Genomic DNA, 17,301 nt, shown 5'->3' with positions numbered 1-17,301 from the left:
TATGGAGGAATTAAAAAAAGTAGTAATAACTGGTATTGGTTCTATTACTCCGATAGGAAATAATGTAGGAGAATATTGGTTTTCTCTTGTTAACGGGAAAAGTGGATGCGCTCCTATCACTTATTTTGATACTAAAAAATACAAGACTAAATTTGCTTGTGAATTAAAAAATTATGATCCAAATATTTTTTTTAGCAAAAAGGAAAGACGAAAATTAGATCCTTGTGCACAATATGGAATTATTGCTTCTGAAGAAGCGATAAAAAATAGCGGAATTAATTTTTTCAAAGAAAAAAGAGAAAGAGTTGGAGTAATTTGGTCTTCAGGAATTGGAGGTCTTCTAAATTTAGAAGAATCCATTTCTGATTATGTAAATGGAGGGAGATATCCTAGATTTAGTCCATTTTTTATTCCTAAAATGTTAATAGATATCACTGCTGGTTTTATTTCTATGAATTATGGACTTCATGGACCAAATTATGCGACTGTTTCTGCTTGTGCATCTTCTTCTAACGCAATTGTAGATGCTTATCATTTAATATGCTTAGGAAAAGCCGATATAATGATTACAGGTGGTTCTGAAGCTGCTATTACACAAAGTGGAGTAGGAGGATTTAATGCTCTTCATGCTTTATCCACTAGAAACGATGATTATGAAACTGCATCACGACCATTTGATGAAGATAGAGATGGTTTTGTTTTAGGGGAAGGTGCAGGATGTCTGATTCTGGAAGAATATAAACATGCTCAAGAAAGAGGAGCTAAGATATATGCAGAAATAGGAGGGATAGGAATGTCTGGAGACGCTTATCATATTACAGCTCCTCATCCAAAAGGGAAAGGAATAATTTTAGCTATGAAAACGGCAATTCGAGAAGCAGGTGTTAAATATGAAGAAATTGATCATATTAATTCTCATGGAACTTCTACTAAATTAGGAGATTTGGCTGAAGTAAGAGCAATTCAAGAAGTTTTTCATAAAAATATATGTAATATAGATATTAATTCTACAAAATCTATGACAGGACATTTATTAGGAGCAGCAGGTGCCATAGAAGCAATTGCTTCTATACTTCCTTTAACAAAAGGAATAATCCCTCCAACTATAAATTTGTTTCAAATAGATAAAGAAATAAATCCAAAAATGAACTTTACTCCAAATAAGGCTATAAAAAAAGAAGTAAAAGTTAGTTTATGCAATACTTTCGGTTTTGGAGGGCATAATGTTTGTATTTTATTTAAAAAAACAGATGTCATCTAATACTAAAAAACATGAAGATTCTATTATAGTCGAAAGATTAATAAAAATATTAGGATTTTGTCCAAAAAATACAGAATTTTTAAAGAAAGTATTTATTTATAATTTTTCTACAAAAAGAAAAAATTTGAATCAAAATTATTCTGTGCATTTTCAAAGATTAGAATTTTTAGGAGATTCTGTATTAAATACTATAATATCACATTTTTTATGCGAAAAATTTCCTGATAAGAAAGAGGGAGAGTTAACTCAAATACGATCTAAAATAGTATGTAGAAGAAATTTAAATGAAATTTCTAGAAAATTAACTATTACAGGTATTTTTTTAAATCAACCCATCATATCTGATAATATATTAGGGAATATACTTGAAGCTTTAATAGGATTTATTTATTTAGAAATAGGATATAAAGGTTGTAAAAATTTTGTACATCAGAAGATTTTGCAAAATCATATAAATATTGTGAAATTACAAAATGAAATTTTTAGTTATAAAGTATGGATAATAGAATGGTCTCAAAAGAATAAATTTATAATAAATTTTAAAACTTTTAGAGAGAAAGAAGACAAAGATAAAAACATAATTATTTATTTGTCGGAGTTAACTATATTAGGATGTGGAATTCAAACCGAAGGTAGAGGATCTTCTAAGAAAAAATCGGAAGAAATGTCAGCAAAGGAAGCTTATTTTTTTGTTAAGAACAAATGTAGTAAAAATACTTAAATGGTATAATTAATGCAAATTTTAAATATTTTAAATAGAAAAAAAAAGTTTCCTCATATAAAAAAAGGAGATGGACATCCTTTAATTTTGCTTCATGGATTAATGGGAGGATTAAGTAATTTCGAAGCTTTATTAAATTTTTTTCCAAAAAAAGGTTATAAAGTCATTGTTCCTTCATTGCCTATTTATAATATGCCATTATTTATGACAAATATTTTCAATTTATCTAGATATATTATTAAATTTTTGATGGAGATAGAAATTAAAAAAGCTACTTTAGTGGGAAATTCGCTTGGAGGACATATTGCTTTGATTATAGCAAAAAAAAGAATGGATTTAGTTCATTCTATCGTTCTTACGGGAAGTTCAGGATTGTTTGAAAAAGCTTTCGGATATGCTTTCCCTAAAAGAGAGAATTATGAATTTATTAAAAAAAAATCACAAGAAGTTTTTTATGATCCAAAAATAGCTACTAAAGAATTAGTGGATGAAGTTTTTCATATTGTTAATGATAAAAAAAAAGGAATTAAAACTTTATATATCGCAAAAAGTGCTATGAAATATAATATGTCTAAAGATTTATCTTTTATTCAAAAACCGATTTGCTTAATTTGGGGGAAACAAGATCATATAACTCCACCAGAGGTAGCAGAGGAATTTCATAGATTATTGCCTGACTCTGAATTATATTGGATTGATAAATGTGGACATGTTCCAATGATGGAACATCCTAAAAAGTTTATAGAAATATTAGATAAATGGCTTTCTAAATTTAATTTTAATCATGAAGATTTTTTCTGCAAAATTTAAAGGGAGTTCAAAAAAAATCAATATGTTTACTGATGATGTTCCAGAATATGCTTTTGCAGGACGTTCTAATGTTGGAAAATCAAGTTTAATAAATTGCATATCTGATAGAAAAAAAATAGCTAAAGTTTCTTCTTTTCCTGGTAGAACTCAATATATTAATCATTTTTTAATCAATAATAAATGGTATTTAATAGATCTTCCTGGATATGGATTTTTTTCAGAAAAGAAAGGAAAAGAGAAAGCACAAAAATTAATTTCAGACTACATTTTTTATAGCAAAAATCTTGTTTGTTTATTTCTATTGATAGATTGTAGATTCTTTATACAAAAAATAGATTGGGATTTTATCCAAAAATTAAACAATACAAAAAAGAATTTTTGTATTGTTTTTACAAAAACAGATAAATTAAATCATAAATCTATTGAACAAAATATTTCTTTTTGCATTCAAATGTTTAAAAACAATGGATTTACTATGCCCGTCTGGTTTAAAGTTTCTGCAAAAAAAAGATATGGAAGAAAAAATATTATTCAATATGTTAATAAATTAAATGATTTTTACGTAAAAAATAAATCCTGTAAACAAAAGCTAATAATTCCTAGTTCATAGGATTTTAAACCAAAACCAAAGATTGTTCCTTTGCACACAGGAGATAAAAACGATTTTTTACGAAAAGATTCTCTTGAATGAAGATTTGAAATATGAATTTCTATAACAGGAACTGGTATAGATTTTATTGCATCAGCAATTCCTATAGAAGTGTGAGTATATGCCCCTGCATTTAATACAATTCCATCCGTTTGAAATCCTGAATAATGTAAAAGATCAATGATTTTTCCTTCACTATTATCTTGATAGTAAACAATATCTATGTTAGAGAACATTTTTTTCTTTCTTAATTTTTTCAGGTAATCTAAAAAATTTTCATTTCCGTATAATTCTGGTTCTCTTTTTCCTAAAAGATTTAAATTAGGACCATTAATAATTGTTATTTGTTTCATATTCATTTTATTATAATGTTTTCCACTTCTTTTTTGTTGAGAAAACACCATTTTCCTATTTTAATATTTTTCTTGGAGAATCCTCCAAAAAAAACTCTATCTAATGTAATAACTCGATAATCTAATTTTTTAAAAATTCGTTTAATGATTTTATTCCATCCTACATATAATCCTATTTTAATTTTATGTTTTGAACGACTGTTTCTTTTTACAAAAAGAACTTTTACTTTTCCTTCCTTTAGAAATATTTTTCCATTTCTAATTTTATATAAATCTTCATTTTTAATTTCTTTATTTAAAGACACATGATATATTTTTTTAATGTGATATTTTGGATGAGTTAATTTTTCGGCTATATGTCCATTATTTGTGAAAAGCAATACTCCTGTAGTTGAACAATCTAATCTTCCTACTGGAAAAATTCTGTATTTATACAGATTTGGAATTAAACTCATTACTGTTTTTCTATTGAATGGATCCTTTGTGGTAGTAATATATCCTTTTGGTTTATTGAGTAATATATAAATCTTTTTTTTAATTTTTATTTTTGATCCATTAAATGTGACAATATCATTTGTATCAATGATTGTTCCTAACCTGGAAACAGGTTTACCATTAACTTTTACATATCCGGATTGAATAAGTTTGTCAGATTTTCTTCTGGAAGAAATTCCAGCGTTAGATAAGTAATGATTGAGTCTAATTTTCATAGACAATTAAAATTAAAAACGGAAGAGTACTTTTATAAGATATTTTTCCAATTTTTTTCTTGATAAGTCATAATTTGAAGTAAATCCCAAAATAAATCCTCCTCCTCCAGAACCACACAATTTTAAATAATGTGCATTATGAAATATTCCTTCTTCCCATATTTTCCATATATTTTTTGGGATCATGGGACGGAAATGATGAAAAACCCATATAGAAAGTTTTTTAACATTTTTTAATAATTTTTTGAAGTCTTCTTTTAAGAAATATTTGATGCATTTTTCATTGTATTTGATGAATTCTTCTGTTAGAATTTTTTTAAAATTATCATTTTTTAATTTTTCAAAAAAAATTCTTATTACAGAAAAAGTATCTTTTTGAATACCAGAATCTAATAAAAAGATTGCACCTTTTCCATTTTTTTTTTTTGGAAGTTTTATTGTGAAAATATCTGTTTTTGAACGAATGAGAATAGGAATGTTGAGATAGCAAATTAAAGGATCTATTCCAGAGCTTTTCCCATGAAAAAAAGATTCCATTTTACTAAAAATTTTTTTCAAAACTATTATATCTTTTTTTTTAAAAAAACTTTTAAAGATATTTTTTACGCATTTTTTTGCATATTTATCATAAATAGCAGCAACTAATGCTCCAGAACTTCCTATTCCATATTTTTGTGGGATATTTGAATGAAAAAATAGACCTTTTTCTATATCTTGGTGTAGTTTTCTTATATTTAATTTTGTTAAGAAATTTTTTTCTAAAAAACTGTAATATTTTCTAATTTCATAATTAGAACGCACAATCTCCTTATTAAAATTAAACTTGGAATTTAATTTTAAAGTTCCTTTATATAAATTGTGAGGGATGGAAAGTCCACTAGAGTTTTCTAAAATTCCATATTCTCCAAATAACAATATTTTTGCGGGAAAGAAAGATTCTTTCATGTTCCTTAAATTGAATAAAAACTAAATTAATTTTTATTTGATTAATTTAGCAGTTTTTAAAAAGAATTAAAATGAAAATAGCCGTATATGGACAGAGATTTTGGAAAAAAAATATACCATATTTAAGTCGTTTTCTCGGCTATGCATGCAATCATTCAATAGAAATTTATGTTGAAAAATCATTTTTTGATATTTTGTCCTCTTTTGAGGAATTTAAAAATTTAGATTTTCCTGTATTTTCTCATTATAAGGAATTAACTAAAGATTTTAGTTTAATGTTTACTTTTGGAGGGGATGGAACCATTTTATCTGCTATTCCATTTATTCGAGATTCTGGAATTCCTATAGTTGGAGTAAATACAGGAAATCTTGGTTTTTTAGCTACTTTCAATAAAGATGTTTTTATTCAGAAAATAGATAAGATTTTCAGTAGAAAGATTAATATAATTCCTAGAAGTTTATTGTGTTTGAAAACGTCAGTCACCGATCATAATAAGTTTTTTAACTTTGCATTAAATGAGATTGTTATCCTTCGTAAGGAAACAGTTTCTATGATAACTATAGATGCATATATTGATAATGAATTTTTAACTTCTTATTGGGCAGATGGATTAATTATCTCTACTCCTACTGGATCAACTGGATATTCTTTGAGTTGCGGAGGCCCTATTATTAGCCCTTACAATAAGAATTTTGTTTTAACTCCTATATCTCCACATAATTTATTTTCACGTCCATTAATTATATCAGATCATCAAAAAATTCATTTAAAAATACATAGTCGAGTGAAATATTATTCTTTATCATTGGACACCAGATTAACTTCTCTAAATAAGGAAAATGAATTGTATATTCAAAAAGCTCCTTTCTATATTTATCTTCTTGAAGAAGGGAAGAATACTTATTATAAAACCTTACGAGAAAAACTTTTATGGGGAATTGATCAAAGAAATTGAATTGAATATACTTATGAAAAGTATTTGTTTTTTATTTATTTATATCTTTGTCAAGATGATTTCCTTATGAAAAATTTATTAGAAAAAATAGATTATAATAATATTCCTCATCATGTAGCTGTTATTATGGATGGAAATGGACGTTGGGCAGAAAAAAGAGGTAAGTTAAGAACTTTTGGTCATGAAAAAGCAATACAGTCTGTAATAGACACTATAAACGGATGTAAAGAATTAGGAATTCCATATATTACTTTATATGTTTTTTCTTCTGAAAATTGGAGTAGACCAAAAAAGGAAATTGATGATTTAATGCATTTATTTCAAACTAATCTAAAAATACATTTAAAGGAAATTCATGAAAAAAATATGAAAATCATTACAATAGGAGAAATTGAAAGATTTTCAAAAATTATTCAAAAAGAACTATTTTTTTTTATGAAGAAAACAGAAAATAATACATCTGGAACATTAATATTAGCATTAAGTTATAGCGCGAGAGAGGAGATTTTAAGAGCGACAAAAAACATTGCAAAAAAAGTTAGAGATGGAGTTTTTTCTCTAAAAGATATAAATGATTCTTTTTTTCATAATCATTTATATACTAAAGGTTTACCAGATGTAGATTTCTTAATAAGAACTAGTGGAGAACAGCGTATTAGTAATTTTTTATTATGGCAATCTGCTTATGCCGAATTGTATTTTACAAATATTTTGTGGCCAGATTTTCGAAAAAAAGATTTTTTTGAAGCTATCATAAATTTTCAAAAGAGGAAACGTCGTTTTGGAAACGTAGAATAATTTTCGTAATCCATGAGAAAAAATACTTTTCTAAGAGGAATTTTTTATTTTTTATTAATAATACAAGTAATACAAATACAACAAGGATATTCTTTTGTTCAAAAAGATAATTTGAATATTCAAAAGTATGAAAATTCAAGTATGGTTGTAAAGTCAATTCATATAATTGGAAAAACAAAATATGATCAACGTTTTATTTCAGATTTATCTGGTATTTATTATGGAGATTTGATTGATTTTTATGGAATTAAGATTGATAATGCAATTAAAAAATTGTGGAATAGTCATCTTTTTAAAAAGATATCTATTTATAAAAATAATGTTTCTAAAAATGAAATAGACTTATTTTTTGATTTAGAAGATTTAATAGAAATCCATGAAGTCAAAACAATAGGGATTAGAAAAGAACAATTTCCTAATATCAAAAAAATTAAACCTGGAGATAAAGTGTCTGATGATTTCATTCAAACTATAAAAAATGATATTCAAGATTTTTATACCCAAAAAGGGTATAATGAAATTAATATAAAGGATGAAATAACTAAAATAAATGACAAGAACATATTAAATTTTTCTGTTGATAAAGGAAAAAAAATTGAAATAGAGAAGATATTCTTTGAAGGTAATAATGTAATAGATAACGAAGAATTGCTAAATTTAATGATAAAAACAAAAAAAAGTTTTTATATTCCAATTGTAGAAAAATCTATTTTTCTCTTTGTTCAAGATAATATAATAAAAGATATAAAAAATATTGTAAGTAAATATCAATCTATGGGATTTGTTGACGTTCAAGTCTTATTAGATTCTTTTTGGAAAGAAAAATCTGGTAATTATAGAATAAAAATAAAGATAATAGAGGGAGATCGGTATTATTTAGGAAATGTATATTTCTTGGGAAATAAAAAATTAGAAAAAAATTTTTTGGAAAAAATTCTTTTTTATAAAAAAGGAGATATTTATAATAAAATTGAAATTGAAAGAAATATTTTAAACGCTTCTTATCCTAATAGTATCATGTATACCTATTTAGATTTAGGTTATTTGTTTGTAAACGTCATTTCAACGGAAAAAAGAGTTTTAGATCATCAAATAGATTTAGAGATACAAATCCAGGAAAATAAACCTGTATATATAAATAAAGTTAACATATTAGGAAATTTAATAACCAAAGATCATGTAATTAGAAGAGAATTGAAAACTTATCCAGGAGATTTGATTTCTCCTAAAAAAATAAAATATAGTTTATTCAATTTAGAAAATTTAAATCTTTTCAAAAAGATACATTATAAAATAAATCCAAATCAAGAAATTAATTCTAATTCTGTGGATATAGAATGGCATATTGTGGAAAAAAATACCAATGAATTTCAAATCCATGGCGGATTTGGTGGTCTAAATATGAAAAATATTGTCGGAAATTTTCAACTAAACTTGGGAAACTTTTCTTTTAATAATTTTTTTAAATGGAAATTATGGAATCCTATTCCTCAAGGAGATGGACAGAAACTAATTATTTTTAGCCAATTAGGAAAAGATTTTTCTTCTTATGGATTATCTTTTACTGAACCTTGGATAGAAAAATCACATCCTACCTCCCTAACTTTTGTAGGAAATTATTCAGTAAAAAAAATGAAAAAAAAAGAAGATTATTATTTATTATCTCAAATATACAAAAATGATAAAATTGAGGAAAAACAATTTTTAGAAAAAATAGGAACTTCTGTTATATTAAATAAGTTTTTAACTTTTTTAGATCCTTATTCGAAAATTTTAACATCGATAGATTACAACAAATTTTCTTTTAGAAAAGAAATGTCATCTGGTATTTCTCAAAAAAGAGAGTTGGATAATATTAACTTTTTGATTTCATTTCAAAGAAATTCTACTAAACCAGATATCATATTCCCATTTGGAGGATCCAATATACAATTGGATGGAAAATTTACTCCTCCATATTCTGTTTTTTTAGGATCACAAAATGAAATGGGAATGAAGTGGATGGAATATTATAAATTTAAAATAACTTTTTTTTGGTACAAAAAGATTATAGAAAATATAGCGTTGAAAATGGGAGGAGAGTTTGGATATCTAGGAAAATATAATGATTCAAAAGAATTATTCTCTTTTCAAAAATTTTATATGGGTGGAGTACAGAATAATAATTCATTAGGATCAAAATTGGAGGATAAAGATCATATTCCGTTAAGGGGTTATTCTTTTCCTACAAAAGATTTAAGATATCCAATACCAAGTCATGGAGGAGTGATTTATAATAAACTTGTCTTGGAAATTCGTTATCTAATTAAGAATTTTTCCAATTTCAAAGTTTGGACTTCCTTATTTATGGAAGGAGGAAATGTTAGCAATTCTTATAAAAAATTTAATCCATTAACAATGAATAAATCTATCGGTTTTGGATTTCGTATTTTCTGGAATCCAATAGGATTTTTGGGAATAGATTTTGGGTATCCTATAGATATTATGGTTCATGATACTAAATCAAAATGGAAAAAACATTTTATTATAGGAAAAGATTTATAATTAACAAAATATACATATGAAAAAAAATACAATTCTTTATTTTTTATTATTTTTCTTTTTACTTGGATCTTCATATTCTTTTCCTAGAGTGAAAGAATGTCCACAAAAAATCGTTTGTCTTAATAGTATTGTTCTTATAGAAAAAATGACAGAGTTTTCTACTGCTCAGAAAGAATTAGATAAAATTAGCAAAATGCATGAGAATGTACTCAATAAATTAGCAAAAGAGTTTCACAAAAAAGCAGAAAAATTTAAAAAAAATAAAAATCCAATTCTTAAAAAAGAATTAGAAATCTTGCAAGCAAGAGCTCATGCATATCAAAAAACAGCATCTGATGATTTAACTAAAAAACAAAATAAATTATTGAATCCAATATATAAAAAAATAGAAAATGCTATTTATAAAGTGATAGAAAAGGACAAAAATATTATAAGAGTTGACGATTGTAGTCCTGGGAAAGGAGTTTTAGTAAACAAAGGAAAAGATATAACAGAAGAAGTTAAAAGAGAATTAGGAATATAAATATATAAACAGTGGTATCTCCCGGAATCGAACCGGGGACACAAGGATTTTCAGTCCTTTGCTCTACCAACTGAGCTAAGATACCAAATAATATAAATAATCAACAAAAGTACAATAATAAGTCATAAAAGTTACATTAGCATATTTTTTTTATTAGTTTTCTTTCTTTTTTCTTGCCAAAAAAAAAAGAAGAATTATTAATAAATAATAAAAAAATTCCAAGAAAAATTTTCATGAAAACTTTTATTTCTTATAAAGAAAACGGTTTATTGAAAATTTTTTTATACTCACCAATAATCAAAGATTATACTTCTTATACTTTATTTCCAAATGGAATATCCCTATTTATTTATAATGACGATAAATATACTTATCTTAAAGCGGATTGGGTCAAATCAATTGAAGGAATAATTTATCATATTAAAGGAAATATTAAAATTATTAATTCTAATGGATTCTTTATTAAGACAGAAGAAATTTTCTGGAATAAAAAACAGAAAAAAATATTTAATGATAAATATACAGTGATATCTAATTTAGATGGAATTATGTTACATGCAATAAATGGAATAGAAGCTTCTGATGATTTAAAAAAAATTAAATTAAAAAATATTAGTGGGACTTTTCCTTTAAAACATTGATATAAATTAAATATGATTTTTCATATTAGTATAGTTTTTGTTTCTATACTTATATCTGCTTTTTTTTCTGGTATGGAAATGGCTTTAATTTCTTCTAGTCTATTTCAAATAGAATTAGAAAAGAAAAAAGGATCATTTCATTCTAAAATCCTTTCTAAAAGCATTAATGAACCTAAAAAGTTTATAACTACAATGCTAATTGGAAATACCATATCTTTAGTTATATATGGGATTTATATGGGAAAATTGTTTTTTTCTATTTTACCAAAAGAATTATTGGATAGTTCTCTAGGAATAATTTTTGTAGAAACGGTATTTTCCGCTACCATTATTTTGATAGTTGGAGAGTTTATTCCAAAAATAATATTTAGTGCATATTCGAATGAATTATTAAGTCTGTTTATTGTTCCTGTATATATCATATGCAAAATATTTTCTCCTATAACTAATTTTGTTATTTGGATTTCTAATGTTTTTCTAAAAATTTTAGGAGAGAAAGAAAATAATAAAAAGAAAATTCTTGACAAAGAAGATTTAATTTATTTTCTATCAGAAAATATAGAAAATAATATTCAGAAAAAGGAAAAAGAATTTATAGAATCGGAAATAGAAATATTTCATAAAGCTTTGGATTTTTATGAAAAAAAAGCACGAGAATGTATGATTCCTAGAAAAGAAATAGTTTCTTCTAATCTTACATTTTCTTCCATAGATAATATTCGTAATCTTTTTACAGAAAGTGGGTTGTCTAAAATAGTAGTTTATAAAAATAATATAGATAATATTATAGGATATATTCATTATTTAGAACTTTTGAAAAAACCAAAAAATATTGAATCTGTAATTAGATCTGTTGAATTAGTTTATATTACGACACCGGTGAGAGAAATTATGGATCTCTTAATTAAAAAAAGAAGAAGTATAGCCATAGTTTTAGATGAATATGGAGGTACAGCAGGAATGATAACTATAGAAGATATTCTGGAAGAATTTCTTGGAGATATAAAAGATGAACATGATGAAAACATTTTATTGGATAAAAAATTAGATGATTACGAGTTTTTATTTTCTGCACGTTTAGAAATAGATTTTATTAATACGAAGTATAACTTAGGTCTTCCTAAATCCGAGGAATACGAAACTTTAGGTGGATTAATAGTTACTCATATAGGAAATATTCCTAAATGTGGAGAAAAAATTTTTATTCATAAAAATTTTTATATTGAAATTAAAAAAGTGTCTAAAAATAAAATAGAAGAAGTTTTTCTTCAAAAAAAAATATTTAATTAGAAATGAGTCTTTTAGAAAAAATTAGAAGAAATACATGGTTAATTTTCTTATTTATAGGAGTTTCTTTAGTTTTTTTTGTGTTAGATCCTAGTATTTTATTAAAATTTTTTTCAAGGAATTATAATACAATAGGAAAAGTAAATGGGGATAGTATTTCTTCTAAGGAATATTTTCAAAATATTCAATTTTTAAAACGATTTCGTGAAGGAGATTCTGATTCTTTTTTGAAGAATGATGCTTGGAAATTTTTAGTTCATGAAAAAGTATTAACCCAACAAGCAGTTAAATTAGGTATAGAAAGTACAAAAAGGGACTTTTGGAAAGCTATAGAAAAACAGTCTATATACAGTAAGTTTGTTGATTTTCAAGATGAAAAAGGAAACATGGACTTAAAAAAATTTAGGTTATATTTAAACAACTTAGAAAAAGCATACAAAAATAATAGAACATCTCAAATCGAAGATGAAAAAAATATTTGGTCTTATGAAAAGGAGAATATTTTAAAAAGAATTATTGCAAAAAAATATGTAGAAATGTTAATGTATGGATTGAATACTTCTCCAATAGAAGCTGAATTGAATTACAGAAATAAAAATTATTTTTCTATTATTGACTATGTTTTTATTCCTTATTCGGAGATCGAAAAAAAATATAGAACAATACAAAATTATGAAATTTATAATCATATTAAAAAAAATAAATTTCTTTACAAAAAAGAAAATTTTAGAAATTTAAGTTTCGTTATTTTGCGTTCTTCTCCATCTTTGGATGATGAAAAAAATATGGAAATAGAAATCGGTAAATTATTTAAAAAGTTTCAATATTCTAATCATCATTCTGAGATTGTTTCCAATCAATCAGAAAGACCTTTCGATTCGAATTTTTATTTGAAAAAAAACCTTCCTCCTGTTTTACAATATTTTGTAGAAAGAAACAATCAAATTGGAACTATGTTTGGTCCTGTTAAGGAAAATAATATCTACATAATGGCTAAATTAACTGGAAAAAAAATGATATATAATTCTGTTTTATCCAGTAAAATACTTATTTCTCATAAAGAATCTGTAAATTCTTCGAGTCAAATATCTAAAAAAAAAGCTGAAAATATAGCTAAAAAAATATATAACACCGTTAGAAAAAATCCTAAAAAATTTGATTATTTGTTAATGAAAAAATCAGATAATTTCTCTGATTCAGAAAAAAGTAAAATAAATCCAGTGTGGATAAAATATGAAGAAGAAAATAATATAAACAAAGATTTTGCAAGATTAAATGTTTTTTCATCAAAAAATAAAAAAGGAAAAATAGTTTTTTCTGAAACTAGATTTGGATATAATATAATCAGGATAGAAGATCAAAAAGATATTCAACCTGTTTATCAATTCTCTATCATTGTAAAAACACTTGTTCCATCAAAAAAAACGGAAGATTTACTTCATAAAAATGTTATTCAATTTATGAAAAAAAATGAAAATTCTAGTTTAAATACATTTATTAATAATGCAAGAAAAAAAAGATATGAAACTATTTTTTTAGAAAAAATCAAAAATAATCAATGGAATATTAAAGGATTAAGTACAGAATTGGATAAGAAGATCATAAATTGGTCTTATGAAAAAAATAGAAAAGAAGGAGATAAAAAGATTTTCTATACATCCAACAGAGATTACATTATAGTTTTTTTATCTAAAATTCGAGAAAGAGGATATCCTATAGAAGATATGAAAAATCATTTGATCCCTCTATTGATTAATAAAAAAATTAATCAATATTTATCTAGAAAAAAATTTAGTTTAGAACATATATCTATTCTTTTTTCAAAAAAAATAAAAAAAAATTGTAGAATTAATTTTTATAATTCTGTAATAGATCAATATAAGGAACCTGAAGTAATAGGTTATGCATTTTCTTCAAAATTATACAAAACTTCTAAACCTATTTTTGGGGGAAAAGGAATTTTTTTTGTAAGACCATTAAAACGTTTTAATGTCTCAAATATATCAAAAGATCCTTCTTATTTTTCTTCAGAAATAGAATTCTTAAACTCTTTCTTAAGAAGAAATGTTCTAGAAAAATTAGGAGATGTATTGCTTGAAAAGTCTACAATTAAAGATTATAGAAAAGATATTTAACGTTTAATAGAATAAGGAGGTGCATTTTTTTCTTTCTTTTCTATCTTGTTTTTTTTACTGTTTTGCATAAAAATTTCATTTTTTATTTTCTTTTTAGCATTTTTTAAATGTTGTATTCCTTCTCCTAATCCACGGGCTATACCTGGTATCTTTTTTGGTCCAAATATAAGTATAGCTATAAAAATAATAAAGAAACTTTCTTCAAAACTAATAAATAAAAAATTTATCATTTTCTTATTTTTTTTTACAAAAATCGTATACAATAGATGGAGCTATAAATAGAGAAGAATAAGTTCCAATGCTTACTCCAATAAATAAAGCTAACATAAAACTTCGAAGACTAGATCCTCCAAATAAAAAAATAATAAAAATTACTAATAAAGTAATTAGTGAAGTATTAATAGTTCTAGTCAAAGAACTATTAATACCATTATTAATAGTTTGTTTCATTGTTAAGAACATTGTTTTTTTTGAGATTTTTCTTATTTGGTCATAAATAATTACAGTATCATTAATGGAGTATCCAATTATAGTTAACAATGCGGCTATAAAAGATTGATCTATTTCAAATATAGGAAACTTTCTGTAAAAAAAAGAGTATACGCCCAGTACAATAATTGAATCATGAATTAAAGACGCGACAGCTCCTAATCCAAATTGCCATTTTTTAAATCTTAAAAAGATGTATAAAAATATTGTAATTAAAGAAAGGGATATTGATAGAAGAGATTTTCCTTTCATATCTTTAGCTATTATAGGTTCTATTCTTTCGGAAGAAAGAATTCCCAAAGGTTTATCTTTTTCTATATTTTTAAAATCCTTAAAATGAAAATGAACAGGAAAATAATTTCTCAAAGAAATGAAAATTTTTTGCAAAATTTCTTCGTCTATTTTATGATTTTGTTCCAATATTTTATATTTAGTTACTATTTTTAGTTGATTTTCATTTCCAAATATTTTTACATTTGGAAATGAAGGTTTCCCTTCTTCTATAAAAGTTTTTGATAAAATTTCTGAAATTTTTTCAGGAATTACTTTTCTATCAAAAAGTATTACATAAGAACGTCCTCCTACAAAATCTAATCCAAGATTTAATCCTTGAAATATCAGAGAAGAAATACTAAATATTAAAAGAATAGAAGAAGTTATGTAATACCATATTCTTTTAGATAAAAAATCAAATTTTATATTTTGAATTTTATAAAAAAAATTAATGAAAAATTTATTTATAAAAGAAATATTTTTATATTTTTTTAGATGCCATATTAATAATAATTTTCCTAAACAAGTAGAAGTAAATACAGATATTATGATTCCAATAACTAAAGTCGTGGAAAATCCTTTAATTGGTCCTGTTCCGAAATAGAATAAAATAATTCCACATAATAAAGTAGTAATTTGACCATCTATAATGGAAGATAGAGCTCCATGGAAGGAATAACTATTATGAATAGATGTAAAAATGGAAACTTTATTTCTTATATTTTCTTTTATTTTTTCATAAATTAGGATCGTAGAATCCATAGACATTGCTAATGTTAATATAATTCCTGCAATTCCAGGAAGAGTTAATACAGCGTTTATAGAAATAAGAATACCAAAAATAAATATTATATTGAAAATTAAAATAATATTCGAGTACAATCCTGGAATAGAGTAATAAAAAATCATCCAAAAAAATACAAAAAACAAGGATATTAAAAAAGATTTTACTCCTTTTTGAATTGAAACTTTTCCCAAAGAAGGTCCTATAATGTCAGTTTGAATAATATTTACTGAAATAGGAAGTTCTCCTGCATTTAATACATTAACTAAATCATTAGATTCTTGCATAGAAAAATGTCCAGATATTTGAGACATTCCATTTGGAATAACTGATTGAACTAAAGGTATTGAATACACAAAATTATCAAGTACTATCGCTATATTTTTTCCTATATTTTTTTCAGTAAATATTTTCCATTTTTTAGTTCCTTCTTGATTCATTTTTATGTTGACGAATATTTCATTAAAAGATCCAAGAGATTTATAAGCATGAGTTACAATATCTCCATTTAAAAAAGAATCTATTTCTTCATTATTTATTTTTACAGCAAATAATTGAAAATAATTATTAACACTTTTATTTCCCCACAAAAATTTAATATGATGTAAATTATATGGTAATTCTTCTTTAAATTCTAAAGAATTCAAAAATTCAGAAATTACTTTTTTATATTTTTTATGAACTAATCCAACTGTATTAACTGATTTCAGGTTAGAAATATTTAAAATGTCTACAAAAGATTTATTAATTTTTCTATGAGAACTATGAAAAAGTTGATCTATTTTTTTTAAATACGGAATAACTTCTTGTACTTTATAAGTTTCAAAAAAATGTAATTCTGCTTTTTTTTCTAAAATATTTTTTATTCTATCTACATCTTTGATTCCGGACAGCTCAACTAATATTCGATTAGAATTTTTTATACGTTGTATATTTGGTAGTGAAACTCCGAACTGATCTATTCTAGATCTTAATATATTTTGAATGGAAATAATAGATGATTCTATTTTCTTTCTAAGAAAATTTTCTACTTCTACATTAGAACTGTTTGAATTAATTTCTTCCATATTTGATCTATTACCAAATAAGTCAGGAGAAGATAAATTAATATTTAATCGATCAAAAAAATTTGTAAAAGACGAAAAATAATCTGTATTTGAATTTTCCTTTTTTCTCTTATCTGCATATTCCAATGCTTTTATAAAAAAAGGATTTTTAGAATTTTCAGAAAGTTTTTTTAATAAATCTTTTTCAGATACATCTAAGATTATGCTAATTCCTCCTTTTAAATCTAAACCTAGATTGAGTGTTTTTTTGTTATTTACACATATATAATATAAACAAATTATAGTTAATATTATGGTTATAAAAATAGTAAAAAAATTTCCTATACGCATCTTATTTTTCTAACGATTTTTAGAT

The 17,301-nt window shown here is 24.3% G+C and carries 16 protein-coding genes and 1 tRNA gene; 11 read left to right on the top strand and 6 right to left on the bottom strand.

From position 1 onward, the window contains the following. The first annotated feature begins 1 nt into the window (after position 1). Genes fabF through yihA form a run of 4 tightly spaced genes read left to right on the top strand, consistent with a single transcriptional unit; the run spans position 2 to position 3,402 of the window. Positions 2-1,261 carry a beta-ketoacyl-ACP synthase II gene (gene fabF, locus H0H40_RS02770; protein WP_185868982.1) on the top strand — a complete coding sequence of 420 codons (1,260 nt, stop codon included), beginning with the start codon at positions 2-4 and terminating at the stop codon, positions 1,259-1,261. Then, a complete protein-coding gene (locus tag H0H40_RS02765) occupies positions 1,251-1,982 on the top strand; it encodes a ribonuclease III family protein (RefSeq protein WP_185868981.1) in 732 nt (243 codons plus the stop codon). Before fabF ends, H0H40_RS02765 begins: the two co-directional genes overlap by 11 nt. Before the next feature lie 12 nt (positions 1,983-1,994). Then, positions 1,995-2,792: an alpha/beta fold hydrolase gene (locus tag H0H40_RS02760; RefSeq protein WP_185868980.1), complete on the top strand. Its 798-nt coding sequence runs from the start codon at positions 1,995-1,997 to the stop codon at positions 2,790-2,792. Then, a complete protein-coding gene (yihA, locus tag H0H40_RS02755) occupies positions 2,767-3,402 on the top strand; it encodes a ribosome biogenesis GTP-binding protein YihA/YsxC (RefSeq protein ID WP_185868979.1) in 636 nt (211 codons plus the stop codon). Before H0H40_RS02760 ends, yihA begins: the two co-directional genes overlap by 26 nt. Here yihA and aroQ read toward each other — a convergent pair. From aroQ to H0H40_RS02740, 3 genes are read right to left on the bottom strand one after another with little or no spacing between them, the layout of a single operon-like run. Further along, positions 3,351-3,794: a type II 3-dehydroquinate dehydratase gene (gene aroQ, locus H0H40_RS02750; protein WP_185868978.1), complete on the bottom strand. Its 444-nt coding sequence runs from the start codon at positions 3,792-3,794 to the stop codon at positions 3,351-3,353. The genes yihA and aroQ overlap by 52 nt on opposite strands. Before the next feature lie 2 nt (positions 3,795-3,796). Then, positions 3,797-4,504, bottom strand: coding sequence for a pseudouridine synthase (locus H0H40_RS02745; RefSeq protein ID WP_185868977.1), 708 nt, complete (start codon positions 4,502-4,504; stop codon positions 3,797-3,799). A gap of 12 nt (positions 4,505-4,516) precedes the next feature. Next, a complete protein-coding gene (locus H0H40_RS02740) occupies positions 4,517-5,449 on the bottom strand; it encodes a GHMP family kinase ATP-binding protein (protein WP_185868976.1) in 933 nt (310 codons plus the stop codon). 71 nt (positions 5,450-5,520) lie between these two features. On the opposite strand from H0H40_RS02740, the gene H0H40_RS02735 reads away from it, so the two are divergent. The 4 genes from H0H40_RS02735 to H0H40_RS02720 all read left to right on the top strand — a co-directional run bounded on the left by H0H40_RS02735 (position 5,521) and on the right by H0H40_RS02720 (position 10,270). Then, the gene (locus tag H0H40_RS02735) at positions 5,521-6,405 is read left to right on the top strand and encodes an NAD kinase (protein ID WP_185868975.1); all 885 of its coding nucleotides are present in this window, start codon (positions 5,521-5,523) and stop codon (positions 6,403-6,405) included. Between the two features lie 66 nt (positions 6,406-6,471). Then, positions 6,472-7,203, top strand: a complete 732-nt coding sequence (uppS, locus tag H0H40_RS02730; protein ID WP_185868974.1) for a polyprenyl diphosphate synthase — start codon at positions 6,472-6,474, stop codon at positions 7,201-7,203. A gap of 12 nt (positions 7,204-7,215) precedes the next feature. After that, on the top strand, positions 7,216-9,747 hold the full coding sequence (locus tag H0H40_RS02725) for a BamA/OMP85 family outer membrane protein (protein WP_185868973.1): 2,532 nt from the start codon (positions 7,216-7,218) through the stop codon (positions 9,745-9,747). Between the two features lie 16 nt (positions 9,748-9,763). Further along, positions 9,764-10,270 carry an OmpH family outer membrane protein gene (locus tag H0H40_RS02720; RefSeq protein ID WP_185868972.1) on the top strand — a complete coding sequence of 169 codons (507 nt, stop codon included), beginning with the start codon at positions 9,764-9,766 and terminating at the stop codon, positions 10,268-10,270. A 12-nt stretch (positions 10,271-10,282) separates the two neighbouring features. Here the strand turns inward: H0H40_RS02720 and H0H40_RS02715 are convergent. Then, positions 10,283-10,355 (bottom strand) — tRNA-Phe (locus H0H40_RS02715). Between the two features lie 148 nt (positions 10,356-10,503). Between H0H40_RS02715 and H0H40_RS02710 the strand changes: the two genes are divergently transcribed. From H0H40_RS02710 to H0H40_RS02700, 3 genes are read left to right on the top strand one after another with little or no spacing between them, the layout of a single operon-like run. Continuing rightward, positions 10,504-10,911: a hypothetical protein gene (locus tag H0H40_RS02710; protein ID WP_185868971.1), complete on the top strand. Its 408-nt coding sequence runs from the start codon at positions 10,504-10,506 to the stop codon at positions 10,909-10,911. A gap of 12 nt (positions 10,912-10,923) precedes the next feature. After that, complete coding sequence (locus H0H40_RS02705; RefSeq protein WP_185868970.1) at positions 10,924-12,201, top strand: hemolysin family protein; 1,278 nt, start codon at positions 10,924-10,926, stop codon at positions 12,199-12,201. Between the two features lie 2 nt (positions 12,202-12,203). After that, positions 12,204-14,333 (top strand): SurA N-terminal domain-containing protein, encoded by a 2,130-nt coding sequence (locus H0H40_RS02700; protein ID WP_185868969.1) that lies wholly within the window; start codon positions 12,204-12,206, stop codon positions 14,331-14,333. Here H0H40_RS02700 and H0H40_RS02695 read toward each other — a convergent pair. Both H0H40_RS02695 and secD read right to left on the bottom strand, forming a co-directional pair. Next, positions 14,330-14,563, bottom strand: a complete 234-nt coding sequence (locus tag H0H40_RS02695; RefSeq protein ID WP_185868968.1) for a Sec-independent protein translocase subunit TatA/TatB — start codon at positions 14,561-14,563, stop codon at positions 14,330-14,332. The genes H0H40_RS02700 and H0H40_RS02695 overlap by 4 nt on opposite strands. A gap of 4 nt (positions 14,564-14,567) precedes the next feature. After that, on the bottom strand, positions 14,568-17,276 hold the full coding sequence (gene secD, locus H0H40_RS02690) for a protein translocase subunit SecD (RefSeq protein WP_185868967.1): 2,709 nt from the start codon (positions 17,274-17,276) through the stop codon (positions 14,568-14,570). Positions 17,277-17,301 lie beyond the last annotated feature (25 nt).

The organism is Blattabacterium cuenoti, from assembly GCF_014252295.1.
GTDB classification, from domain to species: Bacteria; Bacteroidota; Bacteroidia; order Flavobacteriales; family Blattabacteriaceae; genus Blattabacterium; species Blattabacterium cuenoti_V.
This window is presented reverse-complemented; position numbering and strand designations above follow the sequence as displayed.

Excerpts from the sequence above, each read along its gene's own strand:
- H0H40_RS02745 (WP_185868977.1), bottom strand. The coding sequence starts at position 4,504 with ATGAAAATTAGACTCAATCATTACTTATCTAACGCTGGAATTTCTTCC.
- H0H40_RS02710 (WP_185868971.1), top strand. The coding sequence starts at position 10,504 with ATGAAAACTTTTATTTCTTATAAAGAAAACGGTTTATTGAAAATTTTT.
- H0H40_RS02695 (WP_185868968.1), bottom strand. The coding sequence starts at position 14,563 with ATGATAAATTTTTTATTTATTAGTTTTGAAGAAAGTTTCTTTATTATT.
- secD (WP_185868967.1), bottom strand. The coding sequence starts at position 17,276 with ATGCGTATAGGAAATTTTTTTACTATTTTTATAACCATAATATTAACT.
- H0H40_RS02740 (WP_185868976.1), bottom strand. The coding sequence starts at position 5,449 with ATGAAAGAATCTTTCTTTCCCGCAAAAATATTGTTATTTGGAGAATAT.
- aroQ (WP_185868978.1), bottom strand. The coding sequence starts at position 3,794 with ATGAAACAAATAACAATTATTAATGGTCCTAATTTAAATCTTTTAGGA.
- H0H40_RS02720 (WP_185868972.1), top strand. The coding sequence starts at position 9,764 with ATGAAAAAAAATACAATTCTTTATTTTTTATTATTTTTCTTTTTACTT.
- uppS (WP_185868974.1), top strand. The coding sequence starts at position 6,472 with ATGAAAAATTTATTAGAAAAAATAGATTATAATAATATTCCTCATCAT.
- H0H40_RS02735 (WP_185868975.1), top strand. The coding sequence starts at position 5,521 with ATGAAAATAGCCGTATATGGACAGAGATTTTGGAAAAAAAATATACCA.
- H0H40_RS02705 (WP_185868970.1), top strand. The coding sequence starts at position 10,924 with ATGATTTTTCATATTAGTATAGTTTTTGTTTCTATACTTATATCTGCT.
- fabF (WP_185868982.1), top strand. The coding sequence starts at position 2 with ATGGAGGAATTAAAAAAAGTAGTAATAACTGGTATTGGTTCTATTACT.
- H0H40_RS02765 (WP_185868981.1), top strand. The coding sequence starts at position 1,251 with ATGTCATCTAATACTAAAAAACATGAAGATTCTATTATAGTCGAAAGA.
- H0H40_RS02725 (WP_185868973.1), top strand. The coding sequence starts at position 7,216 with ATGAGAAAAAATACTTTTCTAAGAGGAATTTTTTATTTTTTATTAATA.
- H0H40_RS02700 (WP_185868969.1), top strand. The coding sequence starts at position 12,204 with ATGAGTCTTTTAGAAAAAATTAGAAGAAATACATGGTTAATTTTCTTA.
- H0H40_RS02760 (WP_185868980.1), top strand. The coding sequence starts at position 1,995 with ATGCAAATTTTAAATATTTTAAATAGAAAAAAAAAGTTTCCTCATATA.
- yihA (WP_185868979.1), top strand. The coding sequence starts at position 2,767 with ATGAAGATTTTTTCTGCAAAATTTAAAGGGAGTTCAAAAAAAATCAAT.